Annotated in this window: 19 protein-coding genes; 12 read left to right on the top strand and 7 right to left on the bottom strand. The window is 40.0% G+C overall.

The features are described from left to right. Positions 1 to 63: 63 nt before the first annotated feature. A complete protein-coding gene (recA, locus tag H4075_RS00925; RefSeq protein WP_456075547.1) occupies positions 64 to 1,137 on the bottom strand; it encodes a recombinase RecA in 1,074 nt (357 codons plus the stop codon). Positions 1,138 to 1,332: 195 nt separating this feature from the next. On the opposite strand from recA, the gene H4075_RS00920 reads away from it, so the two are divergent. From H4075_RS00920 to H4075_RS21580, 4 genes are all read left to right on the top strand, one after another. Beyond that, a complete protein-coding gene (locus H4075_RS00920; RefSeq protein WP_182803282.1) occupies positions 1,333 to 5,733 on the top strand; it encodes a T9SS type B sorting domain-containing protein in 4,401 nt (1,466 codons plus the stop codon). A gap of 88 nt (positions 5,734 to 5,821) precedes the next feature. Then, entirely contained in the window at positions 5,822 to 6,292 is a 471-nt protein-coding gene (locus H4075_RS00915; protein ID WP_182803280.1) for a DUF4920 domain-containing protein, read from the top strand. Between the two features lie 113 nt (positions 6,293 to 6,405). Next, the gene (locus H4075_RS21585; RefSeq protein WP_220494834.1) at positions 6,406 to 7,383 is read left to right on the top strand and encodes a beta-propeller domain-containing protein; all 978 of its coding nucleotides are present in this window, start codon (positions 6,406 to 6,408) and stop codon (positions 7,381 to 7,383) included. A 6-nt stretch (positions 7,384 to 7,389) separates the two neighbouring features. Continuing rightward, a complete protein-coding gene (locus H4075_RS21580; protein WP_220494833.1) occupies positions 7,390 to 8,322 on the top strand; it encodes an alpha/beta hydrolase family protein in 933 nt (310 codons plus the stop codon). Between the two features lie 37 nt (positions 8,323 to 8,359). Here the strand turns inward: H4075_RS21580 and H4075_RS00905 are convergent, their stop codons facing one another. Both H4075_RS00905 and H4075_RS00900 read right to left on the bottom strand, forming a co-directional pair. Then, positions 8,360 to 9,127, bottom strand: a complete 768-nt coding sequence (locus H4075_RS00905; RefSeq protein ID WP_182803279.1) for a LytR/AlgR family response regulator transcription factor — start codon at positions 9,125 to 9,127, stop codon at positions 8,360 to 8,362. Next, on the bottom strand, positions 9,124 to 12,762 hold the full coding sequence (locus tag H4075_RS00900) for a sensor histidine kinase (protein ID WP_182803277.1): 3,639 nt from the start codon (positions 12,760 to 12,762) through the stop codon (positions 9,124 to 9,126). The genes H4075_RS00905 and H4075_RS00900 overlap by 4 nt, the downstream gene beginning before the upstream one ends. Positions 12,763 to 13,149: 387 nt before the next feature. Here H4075_RS00900 and H4075_RS00895 point away from each other — a divergent pair, with 387 nt between their 5' ends. From H4075_RS00895 to H4075_RS00880, 4 genes are all read left to right on the top strand, one after another. After that, the gene (locus H4075_RS00895; protein ID WP_182803275.1) at positions 13,150 to 13,752 is read left to right on the top strand and encodes a DUF3455 domain-containing protein; all 603 of its coding nucleotides are present in this window, start codon (positions 13,150 to 13,152) and stop codon (positions 13,750 to 13,752) included. Between the two features lie 33 nt (positions 13,753 to 13,785). Then, a complete protein-coding gene (locus H4075_RS00890; protein ID WP_182803273.1) occupies positions 13,786 to 14,568 on the top strand; it encodes a class I SAM-dependent methyltransferase in 783 nt (260 codons plus the stop codon). A 28-nt stretch (positions 14,569 to 14,596) separates the two neighbouring features. Then, positions 14,597 to 15,919 (top strand): vanadium-dependent haloperoxidase, encoded by a 1,323-nt coding sequence (locus H4075_RS00885; RefSeq protein ID WP_182803271.1) that lies wholly within the window; start codon positions 14,597 to 14,599, stop codon positions 15,917 to 15,919. 158 nt (positions 15,920 to 16,077) lie between these two features. Then, positions 16,078 to 16,530: a hypothetical protein gene (locus H4075_RS00880; RefSeq protein WP_182803268.1), complete on the top strand. Its 453-nt coding sequence runs from the start codon at positions 16,078 to 16,080 to the stop codon at positions 16,528 to 16,530. A 116-nt stretch (positions 16,531 to 16,646) separates the two neighbouring features. Here the strand turns inward: H4075_RS00880 and H4075_RS00875 are convergent, their stop codons facing one another. Further along, positions 16,647 to 17,285 (bottom strand): YceI family protein, encoded by a 639-nt coding sequence (locus H4075_RS00875; protein ID WP_182803267.1) that lies wholly within the window; start codon positions 17,283 to 17,285, stop codon positions 16,647 to 16,649. A 216-nt stretch (positions 17,286 to 17,501) separates the two neighbouring features. On the opposite strand from H4075_RS00875, the gene H4075_RS00870 reads away from it, so the two are divergent. Next, positions 17,502 to 20,621, top strand: coding sequence for a WD40/YVTN/BNR-like repeat-containing protein (locus H4075_RS00870; protein ID WP_182803265.1), 3,120 nt, complete (start codon positions 17,502 to 17,504; stop codon positions 20,619 to 20,621). A 60-nt stretch (positions 20,622 to 20,681) separates the two neighbouring features. On the opposite strand, the gene H4075_RS00865 is transcribed toward H4075_RS00870, so the two are convergent. From H4075_RS00865 to H4075_RS00855, 3 genes are all read right to left on the bottom strand, one after another. After that, a complete protein-coding gene (locus H4075_RS00865; protein WP_182803263.1) occupies positions 20,682 to 21,215 on the bottom strand; it encodes a DUF4199 domain-containing protein in 534 nt (177 codons plus the stop codon). Between the two features lie 112 nt (positions 21,216 to 21,327). After that, positions 21,328 to 21,810 (bottom strand): helix-turn-helix transcriptional regulator, encoded by a 483-nt coding sequence (locus H4075_RS00860; RefSeq protein WP_182803261.1) that lies wholly within the window; start codon positions 21,808 to 21,810, stop codon positions 21,328 to 21,330. 51 nt (positions 21,811 to 21,861) lie between these two features. Beyond that, the gene (locus H4075_RS00855) at positions 21,862 to 23,469 is read right to left on the bottom strand and encodes a Na+/H+ antiporter (protein ID WP_182803259.1); all 1,608 of its coding nucleotides are present in this window, start codon (positions 23,467 to 23,469) and stop codon (positions 21,862 to 21,864) included. A gap of 179 nt (positions 23,470 to 23,648) precedes the next feature. Here H4075_RS00855 and H4075_RS00850 point away from each other — a divergent pair, with 179 nt between their 5' ends. From H4075_RS00850 to H4075_RS00840, 3 genes are all read left to right on the top strand, one after another. Next, entirely contained in the window at positions 23,649 to 24,257 is a 609-nt protein-coding gene (locus tag H4075_RS00850; RefSeq protein ID WP_182803257.1) for a Crp/Fnr family transcriptional regulator, read from the top strand. Between the two features lie 94 nt (positions 24,258 to 24,351). Beyond that, positions 24,352 to 25,011, top strand: a complete 660-nt coding sequence (locus H4075_RS00845; protein WP_182803255.1) for an NADPH-dependent F420 reductase — start codon at positions 24,352 to 24,354, stop codon at positions 25,009 to 25,011. 22 nt (positions 25,012 to 25,033) lie between these two features. After that, positions 25,034 to 25,624 carry an ester cyclase gene (locus H4075_RS00840; protein ID WP_182803254.1) on the top strand — a complete coding sequence of 197 codons (591 nt, stop codon included), beginning with the start codon at positions 25,034 to 25,036 and terminating at the stop codon, positions 25,622 to 25,624.

Here is a 25,624-nt window from a genome sequence, read left to right as displayed (position 1 = left end):
AAAAGGCCCTCCGTTTCGCATTGCTGCTAACGAAAGGCCGGTACTTACAAACAAACCCGAAGTTTACGAAGCTGCTGCTCCGTTTTGAATTTCTTTTATCTTTTCACGAATCTTCGCTTCAATTTCATTGGCCATACCCGGATTGTCAAGCAGGAGATTTTTTACTGCATCTCTACCTTGTCCAAGCTTATCGCCATTGTAGCTGTACCAGCTACCGCTTTTCTGAATAATAGCAAGATCAACACCCATGTCAATGATCTCACCTGTTTTACTTACACCTTCACCAAAGATGATATCGAACTCAGCAGCTTTGAACGGAGGAGCCACTTTATTCTTTACCACTTTCACTTTTACACGGTTACCAATTGCTTCATCGCCATCTTTGATCTGGCTCATACGACGGATATCCAAACGAACCGATGCATAGAACTTCAGCGCATTACCACCTGTGGTTGTTTCGGGGTTACCGAACATCACACCAATTTTTTCACGCAACTGGTTAATGAATATGCAAATCGTATTTGTTTTATGAATCGTAGCCGTAAGCTTACGCAAAGCCTGGCTCATTAAACGTGCCTGCAAGCCCATTTTGCTATCGCCCATCTCACCTTCCAATTCACTTTTTGGAACCAAGGCTGCAACGGAGTCGATTACTACCACATCTAGTGCACCGGAAAGAATTAAACGATCGGCAATTTCCAATGCCTGTTCGCCATAATCCGGCTGAGAGATCAGCAGATTATCTACATCAACACCCAACTTTTGTGCATAGGCACTGTCAAATGCATGTTCCGCATCAATGATGGCGCAGATGCCGCCCTTCTTTTGTGCTTCAGCAATAATATGTGTAGCGATGGTTGTTTTACCACTACTTTCAGGTCCGTAGATCTCAATCACTCTTCCTCTTGGTACCCCACCAATGCCTAAGGCAGTATCAAGACCAATTGAGCCGGTTGAAATGGCTTCAATTTCATTGACACCTTTTTCATTCATCATCATTACACTGCCTTTTCCGTAATCCTTGTCAATCTTGTCGATGGTGAGCTTTAACGCTTTGAGCTTCTCGGTATTAACATTGACGCTCTCTTTACTCATTTTTTCCTTTTTTGGTTTCTCCAAAATTAAAGTCTCTTCCATAACGGGTTTGTTTTGTTTGTTCACACTAATTTGTTTAGCAAACGTAAAACTAATTATTTTAGAAGCCAAATATTTTAGCATTTTTTTCATGGAGCCAGCTTTGTAGTGCACTCATGACATAAAATAAGGGTAAACCGCAAGTGGTGGTTTGACCGTCTTTTTCTATTTTTATAACTCACATTGAACTATGTATTGATGCCTGTACGTTTTTTCTGTTTTACCCTTTTCTTTTTACAGTTTACACTTGCCTTTGCCCAAACAAATGAAAGTCGATTGCCAGCTTCTTTTATTTCTGAAAGAAGCAAAACGCAGAATAGTTTTTTTTCAAATACTAATTCGAAAGTCAAATCACCAACCAGATTAAAGCAAGAAATTCAACGAATTTCTTTTAAAGACACTGACACTTGTCAAACTTTTACTTACAAAGAAAAAATTGGTATAAATGGGAACAATGAAGACGTTAATTGCTCAGCAGCAATTGGTAATGGAGATATTGTTTTTGGTGGCAGCGTACAAAAAAACGGTACAGCGGAAACAGATGCATATCTCTTTTGTTTAAATGCCGGAGGTGATATTAAATGGGCTAAAACTGTTGGAACGGCAGGCAGTAACGAAACGATTGTAAAAATGAAGAAAACTTCCGATGGCAATTTTATTGTAATCGGTAACAGCAAAAACCTATCGACAAATAAAACAGACGTGCTCGTTCTTTTTATGAATGCTACCGGCATATTGCTTTGGAGCCGTTTGTTAAATGATGTAACTGCTGGTAATCTTTTTGCTGCCGACGTTGACGAAACACCCAACGGAAATTTTTTAATTGCTGCAGATAACGGTTTGTTAGTTACCTACTGTTCTGTTTCTGCATCAGGCACTGTTAACTGGGCACGTAAGCTGCAAATATCAGCAACAGTAAAATGTATTGCTGTTCAAAACCAGAGTAACTATAAATATTACATCGTTAGCACCGGCACCGACTCAGGTTACAAAGTTGGTAATGTTGTGTGCATTAATCCAACATCAGGTATTGTTGAGTGGCAGAAAAAATTAGGTGGTCCTGCACAAGGAAAACATGTGATATTTAAGCAAGCTGCTTCTTTCAATTCGGCCCCTCTTGTTATAGGTCTTGTATCAAGTAACGGTGCTGATTACGCACTGTTCCGGTCTTGGGTAACGGGATGGTCGCCCAATATGTTTGAAGTATACAACACAAATAGTTCGTTGTCACCTAGTGCTTCTTTAGCAACAGCCATGTGGAATGATTTTATTTTTTATTCGCCATCAGGCTCATCACAGGAATGGAATTGGATTAAAAACGGACCCGAATCGTCCGTAAAATCGCACCTCAGTTTTTCAATTGGCTTTTCATCTGTAACAACAAATATTACTGCCGGAGAGAAAACTGTTGACGGTGGTTTTTTGGCAGCAGGTACAATTAACGATGGAACTAATGGTTCCAAAGTATTTGTGGTAAAAACCGATAGCACAGGGATGATGCCATTATGCCCGCTATCAAAAGCAGCCATTGCAAAAAAAGATTCGCTGTATAGTTTGCCGCTTTTACCTGCAGTTCAAACAAATATAACAGTTGGCTTTTCAGCTGTCTCTTTAGCAGTGGCTGATTATGCAGCAATGGTTACAACCAGTTGCAAACAGATTTACTGCCCGCCACAGATACAGGAAGATACCTGCCTTCCCACCTTTGTAAAACAATACCGAAGCACCACTTACAATGATGTTGCTATTTCGTTAAGTACAGTGCAGGATAGTGTTGTTATTTTAAGCGGTGTAACCGATAACAGCGGAATGCTTTTAAGGCTCGATAAAAATGGACGGTTACAGCTCCGCAGAAAATTTGGTTTTACAGAAAACGGCACAACAATATTTGGCTCAACTGTGCTTGAACATATAACGGCAAAAGATGGAAATATTGCCGTACTAACAAGTAACAGAGGTCCGCTCAGTACAGTGTTGTTTGCTTTAACCAAATATGATCCGCAGTTTAATCAAGTTAGCAGCAAAAGTTATACAATGGTACCGGGGTATAATTATTCTGGTATGTGTGAAGATGCATCGTCAAATATCTACCTGCTCTTTTATCGGGCTACAGGTTTTAATACCGATGCCTCTGTCGTTAAGCTTGATAACACCGGTAATATTGTGTGGATCAAATCCTTTATTCCTACGGGTCATCAATATTATATATTCTGGAATGGAGCGCCTTTCACCATAGGGAATGATTTATTTATAGGTATAAACTATAATTATGACAATAACTGGAAGTTTATGCTTACTAAGTTTAATACAGCTAATGGTTCAATTACATGGGCAAAAGAATATGCACAAGCCAGTAAAGATTTAAACTTAACAATTGCAGGATTTAATAACGGCAAATTATATTTCAACGGAAATGCCAGTGTGCGTAACGGGGCATCCTTTCCGTTTGCACTTACTTCAGACGTAAACGGAACCGTATTAACATCAAAGAGATTTGCATTAAACAGTTCGGAGCAAATAACCGGTGGCGCTTTTGTGGCCCGAAATGGAGATTTGGTTTATAATGTACATTACAGGGATTACATCAATTACCCCAACAAAGTGTTTAAAGCCTTTTGGCGACTAGATCCTAATCTGAATGTTAAGCTGAGCAAAAAAACACAACGGTTTGGAGGCTTTGGATATACTTACCAGGCAGCAGAAGCAACCGATGGTTCTATTTACGAAATTGGGATTAACTATTCCCAGGCAGATTATGAAGCTGACTTTTATCTCGAAAAAAAATTACCTGATGGATCTTCGGGCACTTGCTTATCAGAACCACTTCCACTCAGCCTTGTTGATGAGGCAGTAACTGTTTCAAACATTACTTTATCAGACATCAATCTGTTTGCTTTAACACCGGTAACTCAGCCCGTACCATTACAACCGCTGTCGATTAATCAAAACGGAATTTATTGCGTGTCTCAACCAAGTTGCCAGTCAATTGCAGTAAACGGACCTACACAAATTTGCGATACAGCACAAAACCAAAGTTTCAAATTTATCAGATCAGCCGGTTGTACGTTAATACCAATGTGGAGTTTCGATAGCAGTCACTATCGTTTGATACAACAAACAGATTCAACCTTAACTGTGCGGTTTACAAAACCCGGAAATTTTAAATTAAACGTTGAATTATTTAATGGCTGCTCCGTTTATAAAGACAGTATGATGGTACAGGTAATTGCTTCTCCAGCTTTATTAAATCTTGGTGCTGATAAAGTTCTTTGCAAAGATTCTTTGATCAGATTAAATGCATCAGCCGGTTTTCAATCGTATTTGTGGCAGAACGGAAGTACAGATTCTACATTCATTGTAGATGGTCCTGGTACTTATCATGTTGCCGTAACCGACAATTGCAATAATATATTCAGAGATACTGTAGTTGTTACAGGCGATGCATCTTCTTTATTTAAAATAGAAGCGGGCACGTTTGTGAAATGTAATAACGATAGCTTGCTTATTTCGGCCGTTGCAGGTTTCGAACGATACAACTGGTATCCACAATCCGATTTAAAACAAATCAGTAGTGCATCAGTACAGGTGTATCCTAAAACGAGCAGGATTTATACCGTTAAGGCTTTTACACCAAATGCCTGCCCGGTGCTTGATTCTGTTTTAATTACAGTTAACACTTCGCCGACCATAAAATTGGGAAATGATACCGCTTTTTGTAAGGGTAACAGTGTGGTGTTTGATGCTGGTAATGGTTTTGTTTCCTATGCGTGGAGCAACGGAATGAACACAAAACAAATTACTGTAAATGCAGCCGCCAACTACTTTGTTAAAGCAACTGCAGCTAACGGTTGCAGTTCGTTCGATACTGTTCGAATTACAAATGTGTTTGCGAACCCGTTATTACAACTCGGCGGCGACACATCGTTCTGTATTGGCAGCAGCATTATTTTATCACCAGGTGTTTATTCGAATTATAGCTGGCAGGATGGCTCAAACGCAAGCAGTATCAGAATTTCATCGCCTGGTTTGTATTGGGTAAAGGTGAAAGATAGCAATGGCTGCAATGCTGCGGATAGTATTAAAGTGTTGCCATTGAAGCAACTGCCCCAAAACTTCCTTGCAGATACTATTAGTTTTTGTCCCGGATCTTCTGTTCAGTTAGAGGCGCTTCAGAACTATGCCGGATACTTATGGAGTAATGGCGGCAGAACCAACCGCATCAATGTTACACAGCCCGGCAACTATTGGTTAGAAGCAACGAATAATGATGGCTGCAAAAACCGTGATACAATTGATGTAAAGTATAAAGACTGTGTCATTGATCTTAATTTCCCCAATGGTTTTACGCCGAATAAGGATCAACTAAATGATTTGTTTCAGCCCATGGTATGGGGCATTCTCGAAACTTATCGGTTACGTATTTACGATCGATGGGGAATGTTGATATTTGAAACAACCGATCCTTTAACCGGTTGGGATGGAACTTATAAAGGGAAGCCCTATGATCCGGGGACCTTTAGCTGGATTTGTATTTATCAATTTAAAGCTCCGGGTAGTATAGTAAAACGAAAGTCGGGGCTTGTTCATTTGTTGCGGTAATTGCAGCTATACCCGAAAGCATATTTTAACAATGTTCATTTGCTTCATTCATACATAACACTACCTTTGCTTTTCAAAATTTTTGATTATGAAAAAACTTTCTTTTGTACTGGTGGCGGCGTTTGTAACCTTAACTGCCGTTGCTCAAAACAGCCCCAAGCCTGCAGAAAAAGGCGTAACCTATGGAGCAGGAACTGAAAATAAAGATGTGATCACCATTGCCAACATGGAAGAGCAGGTGCAAAGCGCCGGTAAATTCAGTGGTAAGATCACCGGTAAAGTAACTGAAGTATGCCAGGAAAAAGGTTGCTGGATGAAGGTTGACAAAGGCAATGGCGAAACCATTATGGTGAAATTTAAAGACTATGCTTTCTTTATGCCAAAGAATCTTGCCGGCCAAACCGTGGTACTTGAAGGTGAAGCAACAGTAAAAGAAGTGAGTGTAAAACAGCAAAAACATTATGCTGAAGATGCAGGCAAAAGCAAAGACGAAATAAACAAGATCAAAGAAGCGAAGAAGGAAGTGCAGTTTGTTGCAAAAGGAGTATTGGTACTATAATTATACGATCTAAAAGATTAAAAGCCCCCCGATAAATCGGGGGGCTTTTTTTTACAGGTGGTTTGCAATTTCCTCTTTGTTTACCTATTTTTTACTTCTAAAAACAAATTGCTATGCAAAAAATTTGTCCTTCACTTATCATCATTGCCTTGCTGATGTGGGGCTGCAAGGAGCAGGCAAAAGCTCCACGGGAAGTAAAACAGTACACGATCGAACAATTCTTTCAAACCGAAGGAGTTGGTGGTGGCTCGTTCAGTAAAGATGAAAACCGCATCCTTATTAACAGTAACCGATCTAAGATCTACAACGTGTACGAACTAAGTCTTGCTGACACCACCGTTAAGCCGCTCACTTCGTCAACCAAAGAATCATTCTTTGCGGTAGACTATCTACCTGGCACAGATGATTTTCTTTACAGTGCCGATAAAGGTGGTAATGAGAATGATCACATCTATTTACAACGAAGAAATGGAACAGTTACCGACCTCACACCGGGAGAAAAAGAAAAAGCAATGTTTTACGGCTGGACAAAAGACAAGCGTTCTTTTTACTATGGGAGCAATAACCGTAACCCCCAATTTTTTGACGTATATAAAATGGACAGTACCGATTGGAAACCAAAAATGCTGTATAAGAACGACAGCGGTCTCGATGTTGGAAGTATTTCATTTAATGAACGTTGGCTTGTGTTAACGAAATCGGTTACGAGTGATAAGAATGAAATGTATCTCTTCGATGCACAGTCAAAACAAACAAAAAAGCTCTCGACAGACAGTTTAGGCGATGCCACCTATTATCCAACTGGTTTTGAAACAACAGACACACATCTTTACTACATCACAAACGAAGGGAAGGATTTTACCTACGTGGTAAAATACAATCTTGAAACAGGTACTAAAGAAAATTTCTTCAATACCAACTGGGACGTAAGCTATATGTCGATCAGTGAAAAAGGAAAATACCATGTGATCGGCATTAATGAAGATGCAAGAGACAAAGTGCTTCTCTTCGATCATGCAAGCGGTAAAGAACTGGAGATGCCAAAAATAGAAGGCGGTTACATTGCAGGTGTTACCATCTCTCCAAGCTAAACAAAAATGCTCCTTACTGTTGTAAGCGATAGAAGCAGCGCTAACAAATACCTCTATAACATCGAAACAAAAGAATTAAAGCAGTTAACCAAAACATTAAATCCTGAAGTAGCTAGTGAGGATCTTGTTGATGCAGAGATCGTTCGTTTTAAATCGTTCGATGGACAGGAAATTCCTGCTGTGTATTATAAACCGCATAATGCATCTTCAAGCAATAAAGTTCCGGCATTAGTATGGGTGCATGGTGGACCGGGCGGTCAAAGTCGTGCAGGCTATTCTACCAGCATACAGTATTTCGTAAATCATGGTTACGCTGTTCTCGCAGTTAACAACAGGGGTAGCAGTGGTTATGGTAAAGCATTTTATAAAATGGATAATCAAAATCATGGTGATAAAGATCTGAAGGATTGTGTGTGGGGTAAAAAATGGTTAGCTGAACAAGAGTATATCGATAGTAGTAAGATTGGCATTTACGGCGGAAGCTATGGTGGCTTCATGAGTCTTGCAGGTATCATTCAATATCCAAAGGAGTTTGCCGTGGGTGTTGATCTGTTTGGTGTTACCAACTGGATACGCACACTAAGAAGCATCCCTCCTTATTGGGAAAGTTTTAAAGTGGCCTTGTACGATGAGATGGGTGATCCGTCCTCGGAAGATTCAGTACGTTTAAAAAACATTTCACCACTGTTTAATACAGATAAGATCAAAACACCTTTGCTTGTGTTGCAGGGAAGTAATGATCCTCGTGTATTACAAGTTGAAAGCGATGAAATAGTAGCAGGTGCGAAAAAGAACGGCACGCCTGTTGAATATGTTTTGTTCCCCGATGAAGGACATGGTTTTGTAAAAAAAGAAAACCAAATAAAAGCAGCAGCAGAAACGCTGAAGTTCCTTGATAAGTATTTGAAAAAAGAAGAACCAAAAGGAAAACTCAATTAACTATAGAAAAAGGGTAAGCGATGAGCTTACCCTTTTTCTAATACCTGAATACCTCTTTGATCTTGTTTATAAACTCTTCTTTTTTTCTTCGGCTCACCTCTACCTCCATTCCATTATTCATTACAACCAATCCTCCTTCACCACGCTGGTATTCTACCACGTGCTCCAGGTTGATCATAAATGTTTTGTGCACACGAAAGAAAGAAGTGTTCTGCAGAATCTTTTCATACTCCAATAAAGTGCGTGATACAGTAATAGTTTTTTTATTTAGTAAATGAAAGATGGTATAATTTTTTTCTGCTTCACATACCACAATTTCTTCCAGTTTTAAAACCGAAAAACCTTTGAATGTGGGCACAACAAGTTTCATTTCCTGCTGGCGGTTATTTTTTTGCAGGTTGTGCAACAGTACATCAATATTAGCTGGTTCGTTTTTTTGTTCAAGACGGTCCTTTACACGGTTCACCGCTTCAATTAAACGGTCTTCATCCACCGGCTTTAATAAATAATCTGCAGCACTGAACTGTAGAGCCTGCAACATGTATTCATTATGTGCGGTTACAAAAATGATCTCAAATTTTCGATCCTGCATATCTGCCAACATTTCAATACCACTTTTACCAGGCATTTGAATATCTAAGAAAACAACATCAGGTTGCAATGCCTGTATCTGCTGTGCTGCAACTTCTGCATTGTTACAAGTGGCAATGATCTCCACTTCGGGGCAATTCAACCGAAGTATTTTAGTTAACGTAGCAATGCCATCTGCTTCATCATCTACTACTATTACACGTAACTGTTTCATACAAGATCTCTGTTTTTAAATTTTAATACCGCAAGTGTGCCGGTAACTGCTGCATCGGTCTCACTTAAATCAGTAATGGTTAAACTGCAGTCCATATCAAACTTTTCATTCATGATTGCAATACGATTGCGCAGGTTATCAAGCCCCACAGATTTATACGCTGCGTGCTGTAAGTTTTTATTTGCTTCAGAACGGCGTATGCCAATGCCATTATCTTCAATGGAACAGATAATGTATGGCCCATTAGCAGAAAATCGAACCGTAATTTTTTTCTTCCCTTCCTTATGGAGTAAGCCGTGCCACACGGCATTTTCAACCAATGGCTGTATCATAAGCGATGGAATAAATGTTTCCTCATCATCAACAGCAGCATCAACTTTTACTGTGGCATTAAATGAATCTTTAAAACGCAGCTGCTCCATTTCAAGATATGCGTTGAGGTACTCCACATTTTCACGTAGTGTTACAAAAGTTTCACGGGAATGATTCAACGTTAAACGGATGAGCTGTGCAAACTTGCTGAGGTAACGGGAGGCTTTATCTTTCTCATCATCCAATATCATGCGCTTGATACTGTTGAGTGCATTAAATACAAAATGCGGATTCATTTGCGCCTGCAAAGCTGAGAGTTGTGCTTCTGCTAAATGTTCATTGGTTGCAGCAAGTTCCTTTTTCTTAACAGCAAGCACCTGTTCACTTTCCACCTGTTTTATTTTATTGCCGGTGAGTGTGGCAATGGTGGTCATTATTTGAAGGTCACGTTCTTTGAAATGATTGAGGTTACTGTTTTCTGAATCAATGATACCCATCAATTCGCCCTCATGAATAATGGGTACACAAATTTCACTCAGACGTTTCATATCATCCACCCTGTAACGTTTATCAGTTCTGGTATCTGCAATGATCACCGGTTCTTTTGTTTGCATCACATAACCAACTACACCCTGGCCCATTTCCACTTCAAACAAATTTTCAGCAAGTTTCTCCGGTGAATTTTTATTACCGTAACCGGCACGTTGCTGCATTTTTGTTTTGTCGTTATTCCATAAATAAATCATACAATCTTCACAACCCATTCTGCCGATCAGATTCTTTGCCACATCCCACAACACATCATCTGTATTTTTCTTATCAACAAGTGATAAGGAAAAATAATTACTGATTTGCTCCAGTTCAAACTGTGTTTTATATTTTTCAGCCCGCAATTCCTGCATTCGGGCTTTTTCGCTTTCGGCTTTTTGGATGTAATAAATTCTCCACCTGTAAAACATGTAACCAAAAAGCGCAATCAATACACTCATGAGCGCAATAAACCAAGGCGTTTCCCAGAAAGGAGACTTAACAGTGAGGTTAAACTGTTTTACCTGCGCAGGCCATCGTTCATTCTTTGCCGACATTTTTATTTCAAAATCGTACTTACCGGGCGGTAAATTGTTGAAATTTATTTCTGAACCTGTGATCGCTTTCCAACTGCTGTCACGAGAGTTCAGTATTCTGTAGCTGAGTAAAAAACTACTAATCTTTTTATAAAAGTAAACACTGCCTATCCTGATCGTAAAATCATTGTTCTGATAATCCGTTACGAAAGAACTCCCTGGCAAATAAACACTCGAATCATTATTAAACCTTATACTTTCAATAAACAATTGCGGTGGTGCTGTTGTGTATAATAAACTATCGGAACTAAATCTTACAATAGCAGTTCCAAAACCTGAATAGAGATAGTTTGTTTGTTTATCGTGATAGAAATTTACAGAAGTAACAGCTTGCAAAGGAAAGCCATCATCCTTGTCAAATGAAGAAATCTGCTTGCTGGTAAGATCAATAGCAGCGATGCCGGACTCAGATCCCATCCACAACATATTATTATTGATACCCGTTGTATAAATATTATTAGAAGGAAGTTTGTTTTGTGCAGTGTAATGTTCAAATGTATTTTCACCGATCGAATAACCAATCAACCCATTACTGATATTTCCAAACCATAACTTATTGTTCCCGTCACAATACAAACCCAATACTGCTTTACGTGGAAAACGGATTTCAGGAAATGTATCAACAAAAAAATCGGGCTGATGTGTTAACCGGTTAATGCGGCAAAGTCCCTGACCACCCAACCAAATATGTCCGGCTGTATCTTCTGTAATAATATTTGATATAAGAAGCTTTGCCATGTATGGATGATCCATCGTTTTAAGATAAAACTTCTTCAGCATGCTGTGATAATAGTAAACTCTGTTGGCATTACTTGTGATCCAAACATTACCGTCTCTGTCTTTAAACTGTGAGGAAACCCAATTAGTATTTGTCCATTTTTCAAGTTCACATATTCCCGTTTCATTCGTTTTCATATTGAACCAACACAATGGGCCATTTGTTCCAATGAACAATGTATCGCCGCCCGGGTGTGTAATGTTGATGATATCATCTGAGATGGTTCCGTGTTTCTTGAAACTTATTTTCTTTATAAAGCCGAGCGTGTTCTTTTCAAACACCAGCAATCCACCTTCTCTTCTGCATCCGACATATAACCTGTTGCCTGCAACATACACAAAGCTGATTGTTGCGGCAGGTGCATACTGCAAAACTTCCTGCGGTATTAACTTAGATGTTACTGAGTTATTGATCAAGTTTTGCTTTAACAAACCAGAGCTTGTGGTAATCCACAATCTTCCCTGTTTATCCTTTAAAAAGCCTGCACAGAAATAATCAGCCAAATACTTTTCAGGGTATAGTGTAAGCTTTCCGGTTTTTGGCTGAAGGATTATTTTATAAAAACCATTTGTGCGGGAAGTAACAAAATAGGTGGTGTCGTTATAGCGGAAAAGATTTGTACGCCAGTTAAACTCGCTGTTGATAGTTTTGTTTGGTGCTGTTGAAACGGTCCCTTTTTTAGAATTAGTGTTGATGTAAATAATACTGTCTGACTGTACTTTAAAGATGAAGTACCCATCATTATCGGTTTGCCTGACAGACGCAACCTCACGTGGCATATCCGCTACAAATGGCACTCCATGATCAGCTCCCGGCTGAAGTTTCTGCAACTGCTTTTTGCTGATGTTGTATAGAAATACTCCTTCACTCGTTGATAGTAACAACTCATTGCCGGAATAATACAATAACAATTGACCGAAAATAAAGTAGGCCGACTGGTCTTTTTCTGTTTTATAATTATCAAACCGAAAAAGCAATTTATCGTTTTGATCAAAATGATAAAATCCCGATCTGGTCAATATAAAAACATGCTTCTTATCATCAGTAGCCACGTCAAACACGTCATTATACTTAAAGGCATATTCCTTAAATGTTGTTTGAATAAAAATATCCTTTGATTGCCGTGTTCGTGTATTAATTACCTGCAAACCGGTGTTGGTCGCAACGGCCAATGTTCCCGGTTTAAACCATTTCAACAAGCGGATATTTTCATCTGGTATTGATTGTTTATCTGTTCCCTGGTGATATTGAACGAACTGGTTACCATCAAAACGGTTTAATCCGTTTGCACTACCGATCCATAAATATCCCTGCTCATCCTGTACAATACTTGTCAACAGATTGCTGCTGAGACCGTTTTCAATTGAATAAAGTGTAAAGTCAGTAGATCTGAATTGTGCCGTAGTAATACAGTACAACATTGTACATAGAGTACACAAGAAACATCGTGCAGATAAGGAGCGCCAAAACATATTCTAAGGTAAATCCATATTCTTAAAATTGGAATAGCTGACGAGTAGTGAATTACAGTTGCTGCCGTTTGTTCAGCAGACATCGTCTTTCATGGCAATATCTAATCCGTTGGTTCAAACAATGCAGCAAAATAAAATTCAACCATTGAAAACCGGCAACAAAATCACTTCTCAACTGCTGAAAACCATTTACACAGTTTCTGCAGCTGTTCTATTGTTTTTGCGCCGCCGTTAGTTCATTCGTGTTCCGCAACGCTTCTAGACTGGTATATGTTTGTGCCCGATTTAGAAATTACGTGTTGCACTGAAGCAGCATTAACCATTAAACCTTTAAAAATGAAAAAGAAAAAAAGTACAACAATAATGTTGTTGCCCCTATTGTTCACCATCACCATGCTGGCTTGTGAAAAAAATGAGCCTGTTAACAGCACTACACCTGCCTATCAAATTAAAGCAAGTGAAAAACTTTCCATCCCTGCCGAAATAGAGTTGCCTATTAATTCTCCTTATGGAAATACAAGGATTGCTACCTATTACGCAACCGGTGTACAGAAATACAAAGCCCAACAAAAAGCCGGAAGCGAAACCGGTACTTATGAATGGGTATTTGTAGCGCCCAAAGCTGAGCTGTATGATGTAACCAATAAAAAAGTTGGCACACATGGCGCAGGACCATTTTGGGCAATCACCACAGCAGATTCAATTTTTGCACAGCAATTCACACCGGCAAGAACAGCAACTCCCGATGCTAGCAGTATTCCCTGGCTTTTATTGATGCCGAAAACCGGCACCACTCCAACAGGCATTTTCAGCAATGTTGCATACATACAACGCATTGCTACCAAAGGAGGCAAAGCACCTGCAGCAGCACCGCAAAGCTTATCAGATACAGCCGCTGTTTATTACACTGCTATCTATCGCTTCAGCAAGAAAAATTAATCATTACATATTCATCATTAAACCTTACAAAAAATGAGTACAAAAACAACTCAAGGACAACTCTGGAGTGTAGCTCCACAAAAATGGTCACAACATTTTGAACCATGGTTTTTACCCATGTACAAAACAGCACTTCGTCAACTGCAATTAAATGAAGATCACTTATTACTTGATGCTGGATGCGGCTCCGGTATGTTTACTGCAATGGCAGTGAACGAAGGTGCGGAAGTGATCGGCATTGATGCAGCACCGGGCTTGCTTGAAGTAGCAAGACAACGTAATCCCAACAATAATTTTTTGGAAGAAGACCTGGAAGCACTTCCTTTTGAAGACAACAGTTTTGATGTGGTAACTGCTTTCAACTCACTGCAGTATGCCGGTAGTTTTGAAAAAGCATTGGCAGAAGCTACACGTGTATTAAAGCCAGGCGGAAGAATTGTGATCGGCATCTGGGATCAACCGCAGTATAGCGAAGCAACACAAATATTAAAAGCGATCGGAAGTTTGTTACCGGCACCTCCTCCCGGCAAACCCGGTCCTTTTGCACTTTCTGAAGATGGAAGAATTGAAGAAGCATTCATCAATGCAAATCTGAAACCGTTGTATAAGTCAAGTATCCCTTGTCCGTTCCTGTTCAGCAATCTGAGGCACGGTGTAGAAGCATTCATGGGCACAGGTCCTGCAGCCATTGCATTGAACAGTTATAGCAAAGCAACAGTTGAAGAAACCATCGAGCAGGCGTTTCAAGCGTTTCATATCACTGATGATTTCTTTTTCCTTCAAAACAAATTCCTCTTATTCATCGCAGAGAAATAACCGCTTTCCAAATATCAAAAACACAATTATGAAAAAAACAATTCTCACAGGCATACTGCTATACACTTCAATATTTAGTGTGTTATTAATTGCCTGTGTAAAAGAACAACAACCTCAACAACAAAACCAATACGATGCACAAGTAGCCTCATCATGGATGAACCTCTACTTGCGTTTAACCAAAGTAACGCCCGGATTTAATTCAGTTGTAGCTGCACGTGCCTATGCATACGCTGGTTTAACAATGTATGAATCAGTAGCACCAGGTAACAAGAATTTACAATCGATCATGCCGCAGTTGAACGATGCCCCATCGATCCCTTCCGTACAAAATGAAAAGAAGTATTACTGGCCCGCCAGTGCTAATGCAGCCATGGCAAGCATCACCAAAAAATTATTTGGTAACGCTTCAGCAGCATCAGTAACTGCAATTGATTCACTTGAGAACGATTGGAATAATCGTTTTCAAAACAAAGCAAGCGCTGAAGAAATACAGCTTGCAACAGAATTTGGTAAACAGGTAGCAACGATCATTGTCGACTGGTCAAAAACAGATGGTGGCCATGAAGCGTTTAACAATACAACTTCAGCCAGCTACACTCCACCGACGGGAGATGGTATGTGGGTGCCCACGGCTCCTGCATTTGGAAAACCATTGCATCCATACTGGGGTAATAACAGGAGTTTTATTAAAAACATTGCTATAGAAACACAACCTGCAGTACCTATTCCATTTTCAACACAACAAGGCAGTGCATTTTACAATGAAGTAAAATATTTGTTTGATCGTTCAAAACAATTATCAGCTGCCGACTCTGTAACTGTAAAATTTTGGGGCGATATCACAGGCAACTACAATGCACCTGCCCATGCCGCAAATATTGTAACACAATTGGTGAAGGGTAAAAATTTAACGTTGCATGATGCTGCTATTCTTTATTGTAAACATGGTATAGCTTATAGTGATGCCTTGATCTCATCTTTTAAAGCCAAGTACCAGTATAATCTTCTGCGTCCGATCTCTTACATACGTACGGTGTTTGAAGAAACTAGCTGGAACTCTGTTATTCCAACTCCCCCGCATCCGGAATACGCATCGAACCATGCTGTCATTTCTTCTGCCTCTGCGCAAGTGCTTGCAGCAAGATTTGGAAATAATTTCATGTTTACCGACAGTACTTATGAAGTTGAATATGGAACACGTGTGTACAGTTCATTTCAGAAGTATGCTGAAGAAGCAGCTATGTCGAGAGTGCTTGGTGGTATTCATTATCATTTCACAGCGTTATCAGGTTTGGAGCAAGGGAAAAAAGTAGGTAACCGAGTGAATCAACTTGTCTTTTTAAAATAGAATGCCTGCTAACCATGAAAAGATTTTTTGATTAATGATCTGTTGCTAGCACTTAAAAACGGGCACTGGTTTTTTATACAGGGGCAGCGTTGATCGTTGCTGCCCCTTTCAGAAACCCATTGCTAACAAAACATTCAAAAACATTAAACCTTATTATCATGAAAAAAAGTATTGTAACATTTACAGCGGTACTATTTTTTATTGCCGCTTTTGCAACGGGAAACGTTGAAAAAAATATCGAACGTTCCTTTCAGTCAGAATTTCCGGGAGCAACACATGTTTCCTGGATAAAAGTTGACAACAGTGATCTATATGCTGTGCGTTTTGTATATGGTCGTGAAGCAATGATGGCTTATTTTGACGCAGATGGAGATTACTTAGCAATTGTAAAAAGCATCCTTGAAGAAGATTTGCCATTGCAGGTTAAGCGATCAATTTCCAGGATCAATCCTTCCGGTGCTTTAGCAACAACAGAACAAATCAGCATGATGGGCGAAACAAGTTACCTGGTTCAGTTCCGGGAAAGGGGACATAAGAAAGTGTACCAGATTGGTGAAGATGGCAGTATCAAACTAACGAGGATCAAAGAGGTGATTAACAGTAATCGTTAATGCTTTAAGCTCGGGACTTTGTTTATTTTGAAAATGTAGTAACAGAAGTTCTATCAAAACAGAAGCCCTCCCGTTATAGCGGGAGGGCTTTGATATTTTACAGTTGTAAACTGTTATTACTTTGCTTTATTCATCTCAAGTAAAACAGTAACATCAACATCTTTACCTACAACGAGACCACCTGCTTCTGTTGCACGGTCCCATTTCAGATTGTAATCAAAACGGTTGATGGTTGCAGTAGCTTTAAAACCAGCTTTATCGCCACGTGAGCTTTTAGCAATGCCGCCAAACTTCACTGCAAACTTTACGCTCTTTGTTACGTCACGGATCGTCAGATCTCCAACGAGTTCATATTTATTATCACCAAGTGGTTTGAATGATTTACCAACAAATGTTGCTGTTGGATATTTCTCGGCATTGAAAAAGTCATCGCTCTTCAAATGCTTGTCACGGTTTTCGTTTTCCGTGTTGATCGAATTCATATCAACCGAAAAATTGATCTTCGCATCACTCATATCGGCCTTTGTATGTTCAATAGTGCCGTCGAAGATTTTAAAAGATCCTTCTGTTTCAGAAACCACCATATGTGTTACAGTGAACTTCAGGTTTGAGTGTGATTTGTCCAGTGTCCACTTTGTTGGTGTTTGTACATTAGCTGATGGCTGTTGGCCGTTGTTTGTGTTTTCCTTGGGAAGAAAAGCCGCCATTACTACCAAAGAACCAATGGCAACTGCTGACAAAAAGAAATGTTTCATACTGTGTTTGTGTTTAGGAATTTTAGTGTTTGAACATCAAAAATAAAGTTTTAATCCTTGTTGTCCTGTTAAAACATGCTTAACTCATTCTCAACAGAACAAAGCAAAGATCATTAGCTTAGTCGCTAAAACCGTTCCATTCTTGTGCCGTTTATCAAAAACATTTGGAAGGGCGCTTTTGTTTTCTCAATTTCAGTTTTCCTAAAACAAGCTTGTATGAGAATAATCGTTCTGGCCGCTACGGCCCTGCTGTGCTTTTCGGCTACAGCTCAAGTTAAAAATGAACAGTTTAAGAACCTGAAACCCCGTAACATCGGACCTGCAGGTATGAGTGGCCGTGTTACGGCCATTGATGCGTTGCACAGCAATCCCGAAACAATTTTTGTGGGTGGTGCCAGTGCGGGTGTTTGGAAAACAGATAATGGTGGCGCCACATGGGCTCCGTTGTTTGATGAACAACCTTTGCTGAACATTGGTGCAATAAAGGTGCAGCAAAGTAATCCTTCGGTTATATGGGTTGGTACCGGTGAAGGAAACCCACGTAACTCACTCAATCTGGGTGATGGTATTTTCAAAACATTGGATGGTGGTAAAACATGGAAACGGATGGGTCTTGAAAAAACAAGAAACATTCACCGCATCCACATCGACCCAACAAATCCTAATACTGTTTATGCAGCAGCTATCGGTAATCCGTATGGCATCCATAGCGAACGTGGGGTGTATAAAACAACCAATGGCGGCGAAACATGGGAACGAATTTTATATACTAATGATACAAGTGGTTGTGCTGAGTTGATCATGGATCCATCAAACCCCAATAAATTAATTGCCAATATGTGGCAACACCAGCGCAAACCCTGGAACTTCAACAGCGGCGGCCCCGGTGGTGGTATTTATATAACCGTTGATGGTGGAAAGAACTGGAAGAAGTTAGGAAAGGAAGAAGGTTTGCCAGCTGATCCCATCGGTCGTTGTGGGTTGGCGTTTGCACCCGGTCGTTCAAACTTTGTGTATGCAAAAGTAGAAGCAACAAAAAATGGTTTTTATAAAAGTGATGATGGTGGTTTTACATGGAAGCTTGTAAACAGCGATCCTGCACAGGTAACAGATCGTCCGTTCTACTACAATGAAATTTATGTTGATCCGAAAAATGAAAACCGCATTTATGATATTCATTCAACAGTAACGATCAGTGAAGATGGTGGCAAAAGTTTCACCACATTAATTCCTTACAATGGTATTCATCCTGATCACCACGCATGGTGGATTCATCCAACAAATGAGAATTTAATTATTGAAGGTAACGATGGTGGTATCGGCATCAGTAAAGACCGTGGTAAAACATGGCGCTTCGATGAGCAGTTACCTTTCGGACAATTCTATCATATTAACGTTGATAATGAACTCCCTTACAACGTAATGGGTGGTTTGCAGGATAACGGCAGCTGGCGTGGACCTGCTTACACATGGATTGATGGTGGTATCCGTAACTATTATTGGGAAAGTTTATGGGGTGGTGATGGTTTTGATGTAGTGCCTGATCCTACCGACAGCAAATGGGTATATGCCATGAGCCAAGGTGGTTCAGTTGGCCGTTACAATGTAACAACAGGTGCAACAGAATCTATTCGTCCGCCAGCTCCTGCTGCACGCACAAAAATGCGTTTCAACTGGAACAGTGCCATTGCACTTGATCCATTTGATAACAATACAGTTTACTTCGGTAGTCAGTTCTTAAATAAGAGTACTGATAAAGGAACAACCTGGAGCATCATCTCTCCGGATCTCACTACCAATAATCCTGAACAGCAAAAAGAAGAAACAGGTGGCTTAACACTTGATATTACAGGAGCAGAAAATTTCACCACCATTATGGCTATTGCGCCATCACCCAAAAACAGAAACGTGATTTGGGTTGGTACAGATGATGGTAATGTGCAGTTAACACAAGACGGAGGTAAAACATGGACCAACTTCCGTGGAAAGATCAAAGGCATGAACACCGGTGGATGGATCACACAAGTACAGGCAAGTAAGTATAACGAAGGAGAAGCATTTGTTGTGAGCAATGATTACCGTCGTGGTGATTTCGCCATTACTATTTTCCGCACAACTGATTTTGGTAAAACATGGGATAATATTTTAGCGAACAAAGGAATCAAAGGTTATGCGCTTTGTATGATTCAGGATCCTGCTGAACCCAATTTGATCTTTGTTGGAACAGAACATGGTTTATGGGTGAGCTACAACAATGCGAAAACATTTGAACAATGGACCAATGGTTATCCAAGTGTATCAACTTACGATCTTGCAATCCAGGAGCGTGAAGCTGATTTAGTCATTGCAACATTTGGTCGTGCTGTTTGGGTGTTGGATGATATTCGTCCGCTCCGTGCCGCAGCTAAAGCTAACGGTGCTTCACAAACGACGAAAGTAAAGGTGTTTGATGCGCCAACTGCTTACCAGGCAAATTTCCGTAACGCACCCGGTTACGAATGGAGCACATGGGGTTTGTATGAAGGTGAAAACAGACGCAGAGGTGCAATGGTTTCATTCTTTGTAAATCATGCAGCCGATACGAGCAAAGCGAAAATGGACAGTGCGATCGTAAAAATTTATGATGATGCAGGCAAGCAACTCCGCACATTAAAAGTAAAAGCCGATAGTGGTTTCAACCGTTTCTACTGGAACTTTGATACGAAGGGCAGTCGTTTCCCCGGCTCTCCTAAGCCAAGACCAAATGCAAATGAGCAAGGTGGTGGATGGCCGGTTTTCCCTGGAACATACAAAATGGTGGTAACGCTGGGTAAAGCAAGTGATTCAACGATGATCGTTGTAAAAGATGATCCACGCATTCCAACGCCCCGTGCTGTGTATGATGGAAAGAAAAAAATGATGGATCGATTGCAAATGAGTGCTGATAAATTAACAGCCGCAGTTGATAAGATCGTTGATGCAGAAGAAACGCTCACCAAGATGGAAGGCCAGTTACGTGGTGTGGAAGGAAAAGATGTTGACAGTCTGCGCAAAGAAGCAGTGAAAATGCGTGATGAGATCAAGAAGATACGTGAAAGTATTTTTGGACGCAGTGCAACAGAGCGTCAGGGAATCACACGCTTTGCTGATATTACTACGCAAAGCATTTTAGGTGTAGCACGCCAGGAAATTGGCGGCAAGCTGGCTGCCCCTACTGCACAAACAGAACGTTTGGTTGTCGATGCTGAAACAGCAGTAACTGAAAGTGTAACGAAGATCAATGAGTTTTTAACAGGCAAGTGGGCGGCTTACAGAAAGCTTGCCGAGAGCACACCGGTTAAGTTGTTTAAAGACTAAACTAAAAGTTTTAAGAAGTAAAAAGAGATAAAAGAGGGCCGCTAAAGCGGCCCTCTTTATTTACACAGCTTTTGCTGTTTTTCGTTTCAATATAAGTGCCGTTATCAGCGACACCAGTAAACCGACCGGTAAAATTTCAAAATAGGTAAACAGCACAAAGAACAACGGGTTCTTATACATTTCCTTTTGTGTATTCATCTGTTCGGTTAGTTCCTGTATTTTGGCTGGAGATGAGGTTGGCTTTGCGTTTTCAATCATCTGTGCACAATAGCGATCCATAAAATCGGGCATATAAAAATTGTAAAGCAATGCCCACATGATCACATACATCGTCGAGCCGATCAATGCAATCAGTAATCCTATTTTAAAGGCTTTGCCAAAACTGATCACACCAGCATTTTGTTTATCACGATAATTCTTTACCGCTACGAAAATCAGGGAGAAGGCAACGAGCATACTCAGGTACCCGATGATCATGGAACCGCCTCCATGTCCGGCATCGGGATTGTTATACATCGTAACCATACTGATGGCCATAAGGGTGGAAACAATCAGCCCGGAGATCAAACCAAAAACAAGTACATTCTTTTTCATTTTGTAATTTTTTGTGCAGTAAAGATGAAAATTTCGCTGTTGAAAGCCCTCATACTAAAGTATGAAACCGATTGAAGATCAGCGAAATTATACGAAAGGATGAGGGTCAGGGTCAGGCAATCAACTTCAACTGTCTTGCTTTTTCAACCGCCTGTGTCCGTCGCTTTACATCCAACTTTTCAAACAGCTTCGATGAATGTGTTTTAACCGTTGCCAACGACAGAAACAAACGATCAGCAATTTCCTGGTTGCTCAATCCTTCAGCCATTAGTTGCAGCACTTCTGCTTCACGGGTACTTAATCCGAGTTTTTGTCGCTCTGTTTCCAACTGCAGTTTTTCCTCTTCAGTGAGTTCTGTGATATACACATTTTTTTCTACCACAATAGTTTGCACTTCAGTCTTTGGTTTTACCAGTTTTAATGCAAGCCAGATACCCAGTGATGTAAAGAGTACAGCAATAGAGGCAATATAAATTTCAAAGGAATGACTGATGAGGACGAAACGATACTCCAGCAGCTGCAACACAAAAAGGATAGCAGCTAAAGATGCAGCATATAGAAAAACCTGTTTGTGTTTAATAAAAAAGCGGAGCATGAAATAAAAATACTTCTTTCCCTTGTTTGTTTAGCCAAATCAATACTTCCATCAGGCTTCTATTCTTTTTTCCCGAATCCGCAATTCTTCAATATCAATAAGGGAATGATATTTCCTGATCAGCTCCTCATCAAATTCTGCTTTTTGGTTCATCTTATTTAAGATGCGTCGTTGTTCATCGAGCAGTTCGAAGTAAATGTTGTGAAAGTCGTTCAATGAATGATCAATATACTTCTCCTGTTCAACAAGTGATCGGTTAAAGTGATCCAGCTCTGTTCTTAATTTGGTTTTCAGGTTATTAAAATGTTCATTGTCGATTAAATGCTCCCCATATTTTTCTTCTAAAAACTGAAGCGAGTAATGCGCCATTTTCTTTTGAATAATCTTTTCCTGTTGCTGTTCCGGAATAGATCCTTCCGGCTCTTCTACATTTACTTTACGAATCACCCATGGAAGTGTTAATCCTTGTAAAACCAATGTTACAAGAATTACAATAAAGGTGATAAAGAGAATGAGGTTACGATGAGGAAACGGTTCATTTTGATTGATATATAGAGGTATAGAAAGCGCTGCAGCTAAAGATACCACTCCTCGCATACCCGACCAGCCAAAGATCATTGGTCCCTTCCAGCCGGGATTTGCATCAGCAACTGTAATAAATCGACTCATAAAACGTGTAAACAACGAAGCTCCAAATGTTGATGCAAGCCGTACAATAATTAATACGAGCGAAACTGCAAGACCATATCCAATTGCTGTGCCCACACTAATATCGCCGAGTTGATTTGTTACAGAAGGCAATTGAAGTCCGATAAGAAAAAAGATCAACCCGTTCAATACAAATACAAAGCTGGTCCACACATTCACACCTTCAAGCCGGGTGCGGTAGTTCAGCATCGTTTGTCGTTTGCTCGATAGCAGAAGTCCACCGGCTACTACCGCAAGCACACCGGAAAAATGAAAATACTCCGCTGCATAATACATGCAGTAAGGAGTGATCAATGTTAAAACAATTTCAATGGCGGGTGTTGTTGGCAACCACCGGTGAATGGCATAGAAAATAAACCCAATAGTAAGACCGATCAATGTTCCCATCACAATCACTAACAAAAAACTGGTTGCTGCTTCCTGTAAATGAAATTGTCCGGTGATCACTGCAGCCAATGCAAAACGAAATACTATCAGTGAAGAAGCATCATTCAATAAGCTTTCTCCTTCTGCAATACTCACAAGTAGTTTTGGTGCTTTTACCTGCCGGAGGATAGTTGTTGCAGAAACAGCATCAGGTGGCGAAACAATTCCACCCAACAAAAACCCAAGTGCCAATGTAAAACCGGGAATGATCGCATTCGATGCAAACGCAACTACACATGAAGTAATAATAACAATGGGAAATGCAAAGCTCATGATGATGCGTCTCCATTTCCAGAATTCTTTCCATGAAGTTTGCCAGGCAGCTTCGTAAAGCAATGGAGGAAGGAAAATAAAAAAGATCAGTTCGGGATCAATGGTGATATGCGAAAATGCCGATACAAAACTCAGCGCCAGACCTCCTAACACCAGTACAATCGGATATGCGATGCATAATTTATTCGCCAGCATAATGAGTCCGATAATGATCAAGACAAGATAAACGTAATCGATGAAAAGACTTTGCATAACAGATATTAGTGCTAAAATTAATAAAAGCCCCATAAAGGCTTTCATTAAATATGATGCCGTTATAAATGCATTAGCGTTGATAATTATACAGGCTTGCTTAGCAGAGTAACTGCCAAATTTTTTAATCAGTACCTTTAAACAGTATAACAACAAACCGGAGATCAATACAATTACAGATGAAAGAAAATCTGTCGGATGCATCTATTGAACCGCTACTGCTCTATTTTGAAAAGCTGATTCCTCTGAATACAGAAGAGCGTGAATTGGTGCGTGAAAAATTCAGACCACGCTTGTACCGCAAAAAACAATATGTGTTGCAGGAAGGCGATATATGCAACCAGATGAACTTTGTGGTAAGAGGATGTTTGCGTATGTATAAGATTGATGACAGCGGGAGCACGCATGTACTGCAGTTTGCCGCAGAAAACAACTGGATCACTGATCTTGGCAGCTTTCACAGCGAAGAAGCGTCAACGTTAGCGATTGATGCTGTAGAAGATACGGTTGTATTACAGATCAATCAGAAAGATCTTATTGCATTATATCTATCAGCACCAAAGTTCGATCGCATCTTTCGGGTGTTGATCGAAAACAGTTATGTAAGTCTGCAAAAAAGATTGCTGCAAAATATCAGCAGCACTGCGGAAGATCGGTACCAATCATTTTTAAAGACCTATTCACATCTTGTGAATCGTCTTCCGCAAACACAGATCGCCTCTTTCTTAGGTATTACTCCTGAGTTCCTCAGCCGCCTACGTAATAAACTCAGTAAGCCCAACTCTTGATCTAGATCAAGCCTATTTCTTAACATAGGTCATTGGTGAGCTTTGCTGATCAATGGAATTTTGTATTCATAAATCATTCAATAAAAAACAGATTATGAATACAACAACAAAAGTGGCTGTGATCGGTTTGGGAAACATCGGTACAGCAGTAGCAAGCAATTTAGTAAAAGGAAATCATGCAGTGATTGTTGCAGACAGAACAATTGCCAAAGCAAACGCATTGGCACAACAGCTGGGAAGCCTTGCACAAGCCATGGACATTCCTTCGGCCATCAAAGAAGCAGACGTTATTGTGCTCGCTATCTGGTTCAACGGCATCAAAGAAGTGTTGCAGCAGTATGCAACAGAACTGGAAGGAAAGATTATTGTTGATCCCTCAAACCCCATTGCGCCTGATGAGAACGGTGGATTTAAAAAGATCATTGGCGAACAAGAATCAGCGGGTGAAATTATTGCGTCTTTACTTCCAAAAAATGCAAAACTGGCAAAGGCGCTGGGTACTTTAGGCGTGGCGTCGCTAACAAATGCAGCTTTTCAGCAACCGTTGAATGTGTTGTTTTACGCAACAGAAGATTGCAGCATCACCGAAGTGGTTGAGCAGTTAATTCGTGATAATGGGTTTGAACCTGTACGTATTGGTGGTTTTGATCAATCAATACGTATTGAAGTATTTGGCGACCTGCATGAGTTTGGTTCATTGGGTAAAACCGTTACAAAAGCCGAGGTAAAAGAACTAGCTGAATCAGTAATATAAGAATCAACATTAAAAAATAATCATGAAACAGATAAATATCAAATCACTGCGGGGTGCTATTATAATAATTGTATCGTTCATTGTCCTTCAAAGCTGTCAACAACAATCAACATCAGCAGAAAACAGTTCAACTGATAATGTTTATAGTCTGAAAAAAATAGCATTGCAATTGGTTTCATCGAACGATACCATTGCAAGTCATCTTAAAACATTTGATGAACTGGATTTTGATGTGTTTAGCAATCAAAAATGGGACAGACTTAAAGAAAGTCATGCAAAAGATATCAAAGTATACTGGCCCGACGGAAGTGTAGTAGCAGGTATTGATACACATATTGAAGATTTAAAGAAACTCTTTGTACATGCACCTGATACAAGGATCAAAGAACATCCCATCAAGTTTGGTTCAGGTAATTACACCTTGGTAACCGGTGTATTTGAAGGAACCTTCACGAAACCAATGCCAATTGGAAATGGCAAATTCATACAACCAACCGGCAAGGTATTTAAAATGCCGATGGCAACTGTAGGTATTTGGGAAAATGGCGTAATGAAAGAAGAACATTTGTTCTGGGATAACCAGACCTATGCAAAGCAAATAGGACTGCAATAA

The organism is Lacibacter sediminis, from assembly GCF_014168535.1.
GTDB classification, from domain to species: Bacteria; Bacteroidota; Bacteroidia; order Chitinophagales; family Chitinophagaceae; genus Lacibacter; species Lacibacter sediminis.
This window is presented reverse-complemented; position numbering and strand designations above follow the sequence as displayed.

What these genes read in the sequence shown, in the direction of transcription:
- recA (WP_456075547.1), bottom strand. Translation starts at nt 1,137, where the DNA reads ATGGAAGAGACTTTAATTTTGGAGAAACCAAAAAAGGAAAAAATGAGT.
- H4075_RS00895 (WP_182803275.1), top strand. Translation starts at nt 13,150, where the DNA reads ATGAAAAAGAAAAAAAGTACAACAATAATGTTGTTGCCCCTATTGTTC.
- H4075_RS00915 (WP_182803280.1), top strand. Translation starts at nt 5,822, where the DNA reads ATGAAAAAACTTTCTTTTGTACTGGTGGCGGCGTTTGTAACCTTAACT.
- H4075_RS00880 (WP_182803268.1), top strand. Translation starts at nt 16,078, where the DNA reads ATGAAAAAAAGTATTGTAACATTTACAGCGGTACTATTTTTTATTGCC.
- H4075_RS00890 (WP_182803273.1), top strand. Translation starts at nt 13,786, where the DNA reads ATGAGTACAAAAACAACTCAAGGACAACTCTGGAGTGTAGCTCCACAA.
- H4075_RS00860 (WP_182803261.1), bottom strand. Translation starts at nt 21,810, where the DNA reads ATGCTCCGCTTTTTTATTAAACACAAACAGGTTTTTCTATATGCTGCA.
- H4075_RS00840 (WP_182803254.1), top strand. Translation starts at nt 25,034, where the DNA reads ATGAAACAGATAAATATCAAATCACTGCGGGGTGCTATTATAATAATT.
- H4075_RS21580 (WP_220494833.1), top strand. Translation starts at nt 7,390, where the DNA reads ATGCTCCTTACTGTTGTAAGCGATAGAAGCAGCGCTAACAAATACCTC.
- H4075_RS00920 (WP_182803282.1), top strand. Translation starts at nt 1,333, where the DNA reads ATGCCTGTACGTTTTTTCTGTTTTACCCTTTTCTTTTTACAGTTTACA.
- H4075_RS00905 (WP_182803279.1), bottom strand. Translation starts at nt 9,127, where the DNA reads ATGAAACAGTTACGTGTAATAGTAGTAGATGATGAAGCAGATGGCATT.
- H4075_RS00870 (WP_182803265.1), top strand. Translation starts at nt 17,502, where the DNA reads ATGAGAATAATCGTTCTGGCCGCTACGGCCCTGCTGTGCTTTTCGGCT.
- H4075_RS00850 (WP_182803257.1), top strand. Translation starts at nt 23,649, where the DNA reads ATGAAAGAAAATCTGTCGGATGCATCTATTGAACCGCTACTGCTCTAT.
- H4075_RS00885 (WP_182803271.1), top strand. Translation starts at nt 14,597, where the DNA reads ATGAAAAAAACAATTCTCACAGGCATACTGCTATACACTTCAATATTT.
- H4075_RS00855 (WP_182803259.1), bottom strand. Translation starts at nt 23,469, where the DNA reads ATGCAAAGTCTTTTCATCGATTACGTTTATCTTGTCTTGATCATTATC.
- H4075_RS00865 (WP_182803263.1), bottom strand. Translation starts at nt 21,215, where the DNA reads ATGAAAAAGAATGTACTTGTTTTTGGTTTGATCTCCGGGCTGATTGTT.
- H4075_RS00845 (WP_182803255.1), top strand. Translation starts at nt 24,352, where the DNA reads ATGAATACAACAACAAAAGTGGCTGTGATCGGTTTGGGAAACATCGGT.
- H4075_RS00875 (WP_182803267.1), bottom strand. Translation starts at nt 17,285, where the DNA reads ATGAAACATTTCTTTTTGTCAGCAGTTGCCATTGGTTCTTTGGTAGTA.
- H4075_RS00900 (WP_182803277.1), bottom strand. Translation starts at nt 12,762, where the DNA reads ATGTTGTACTGTATTACTACGGCACAATTCAGATCTACTGACTTTACA.
- H4075_RS21585 (WP_220494834.1), top strand. Translation starts at nt 6,406, where the DNA reads ATGCAAAAAATTTGTCCTTCACTTATCATCATTGCCTTGCTGATGTGG.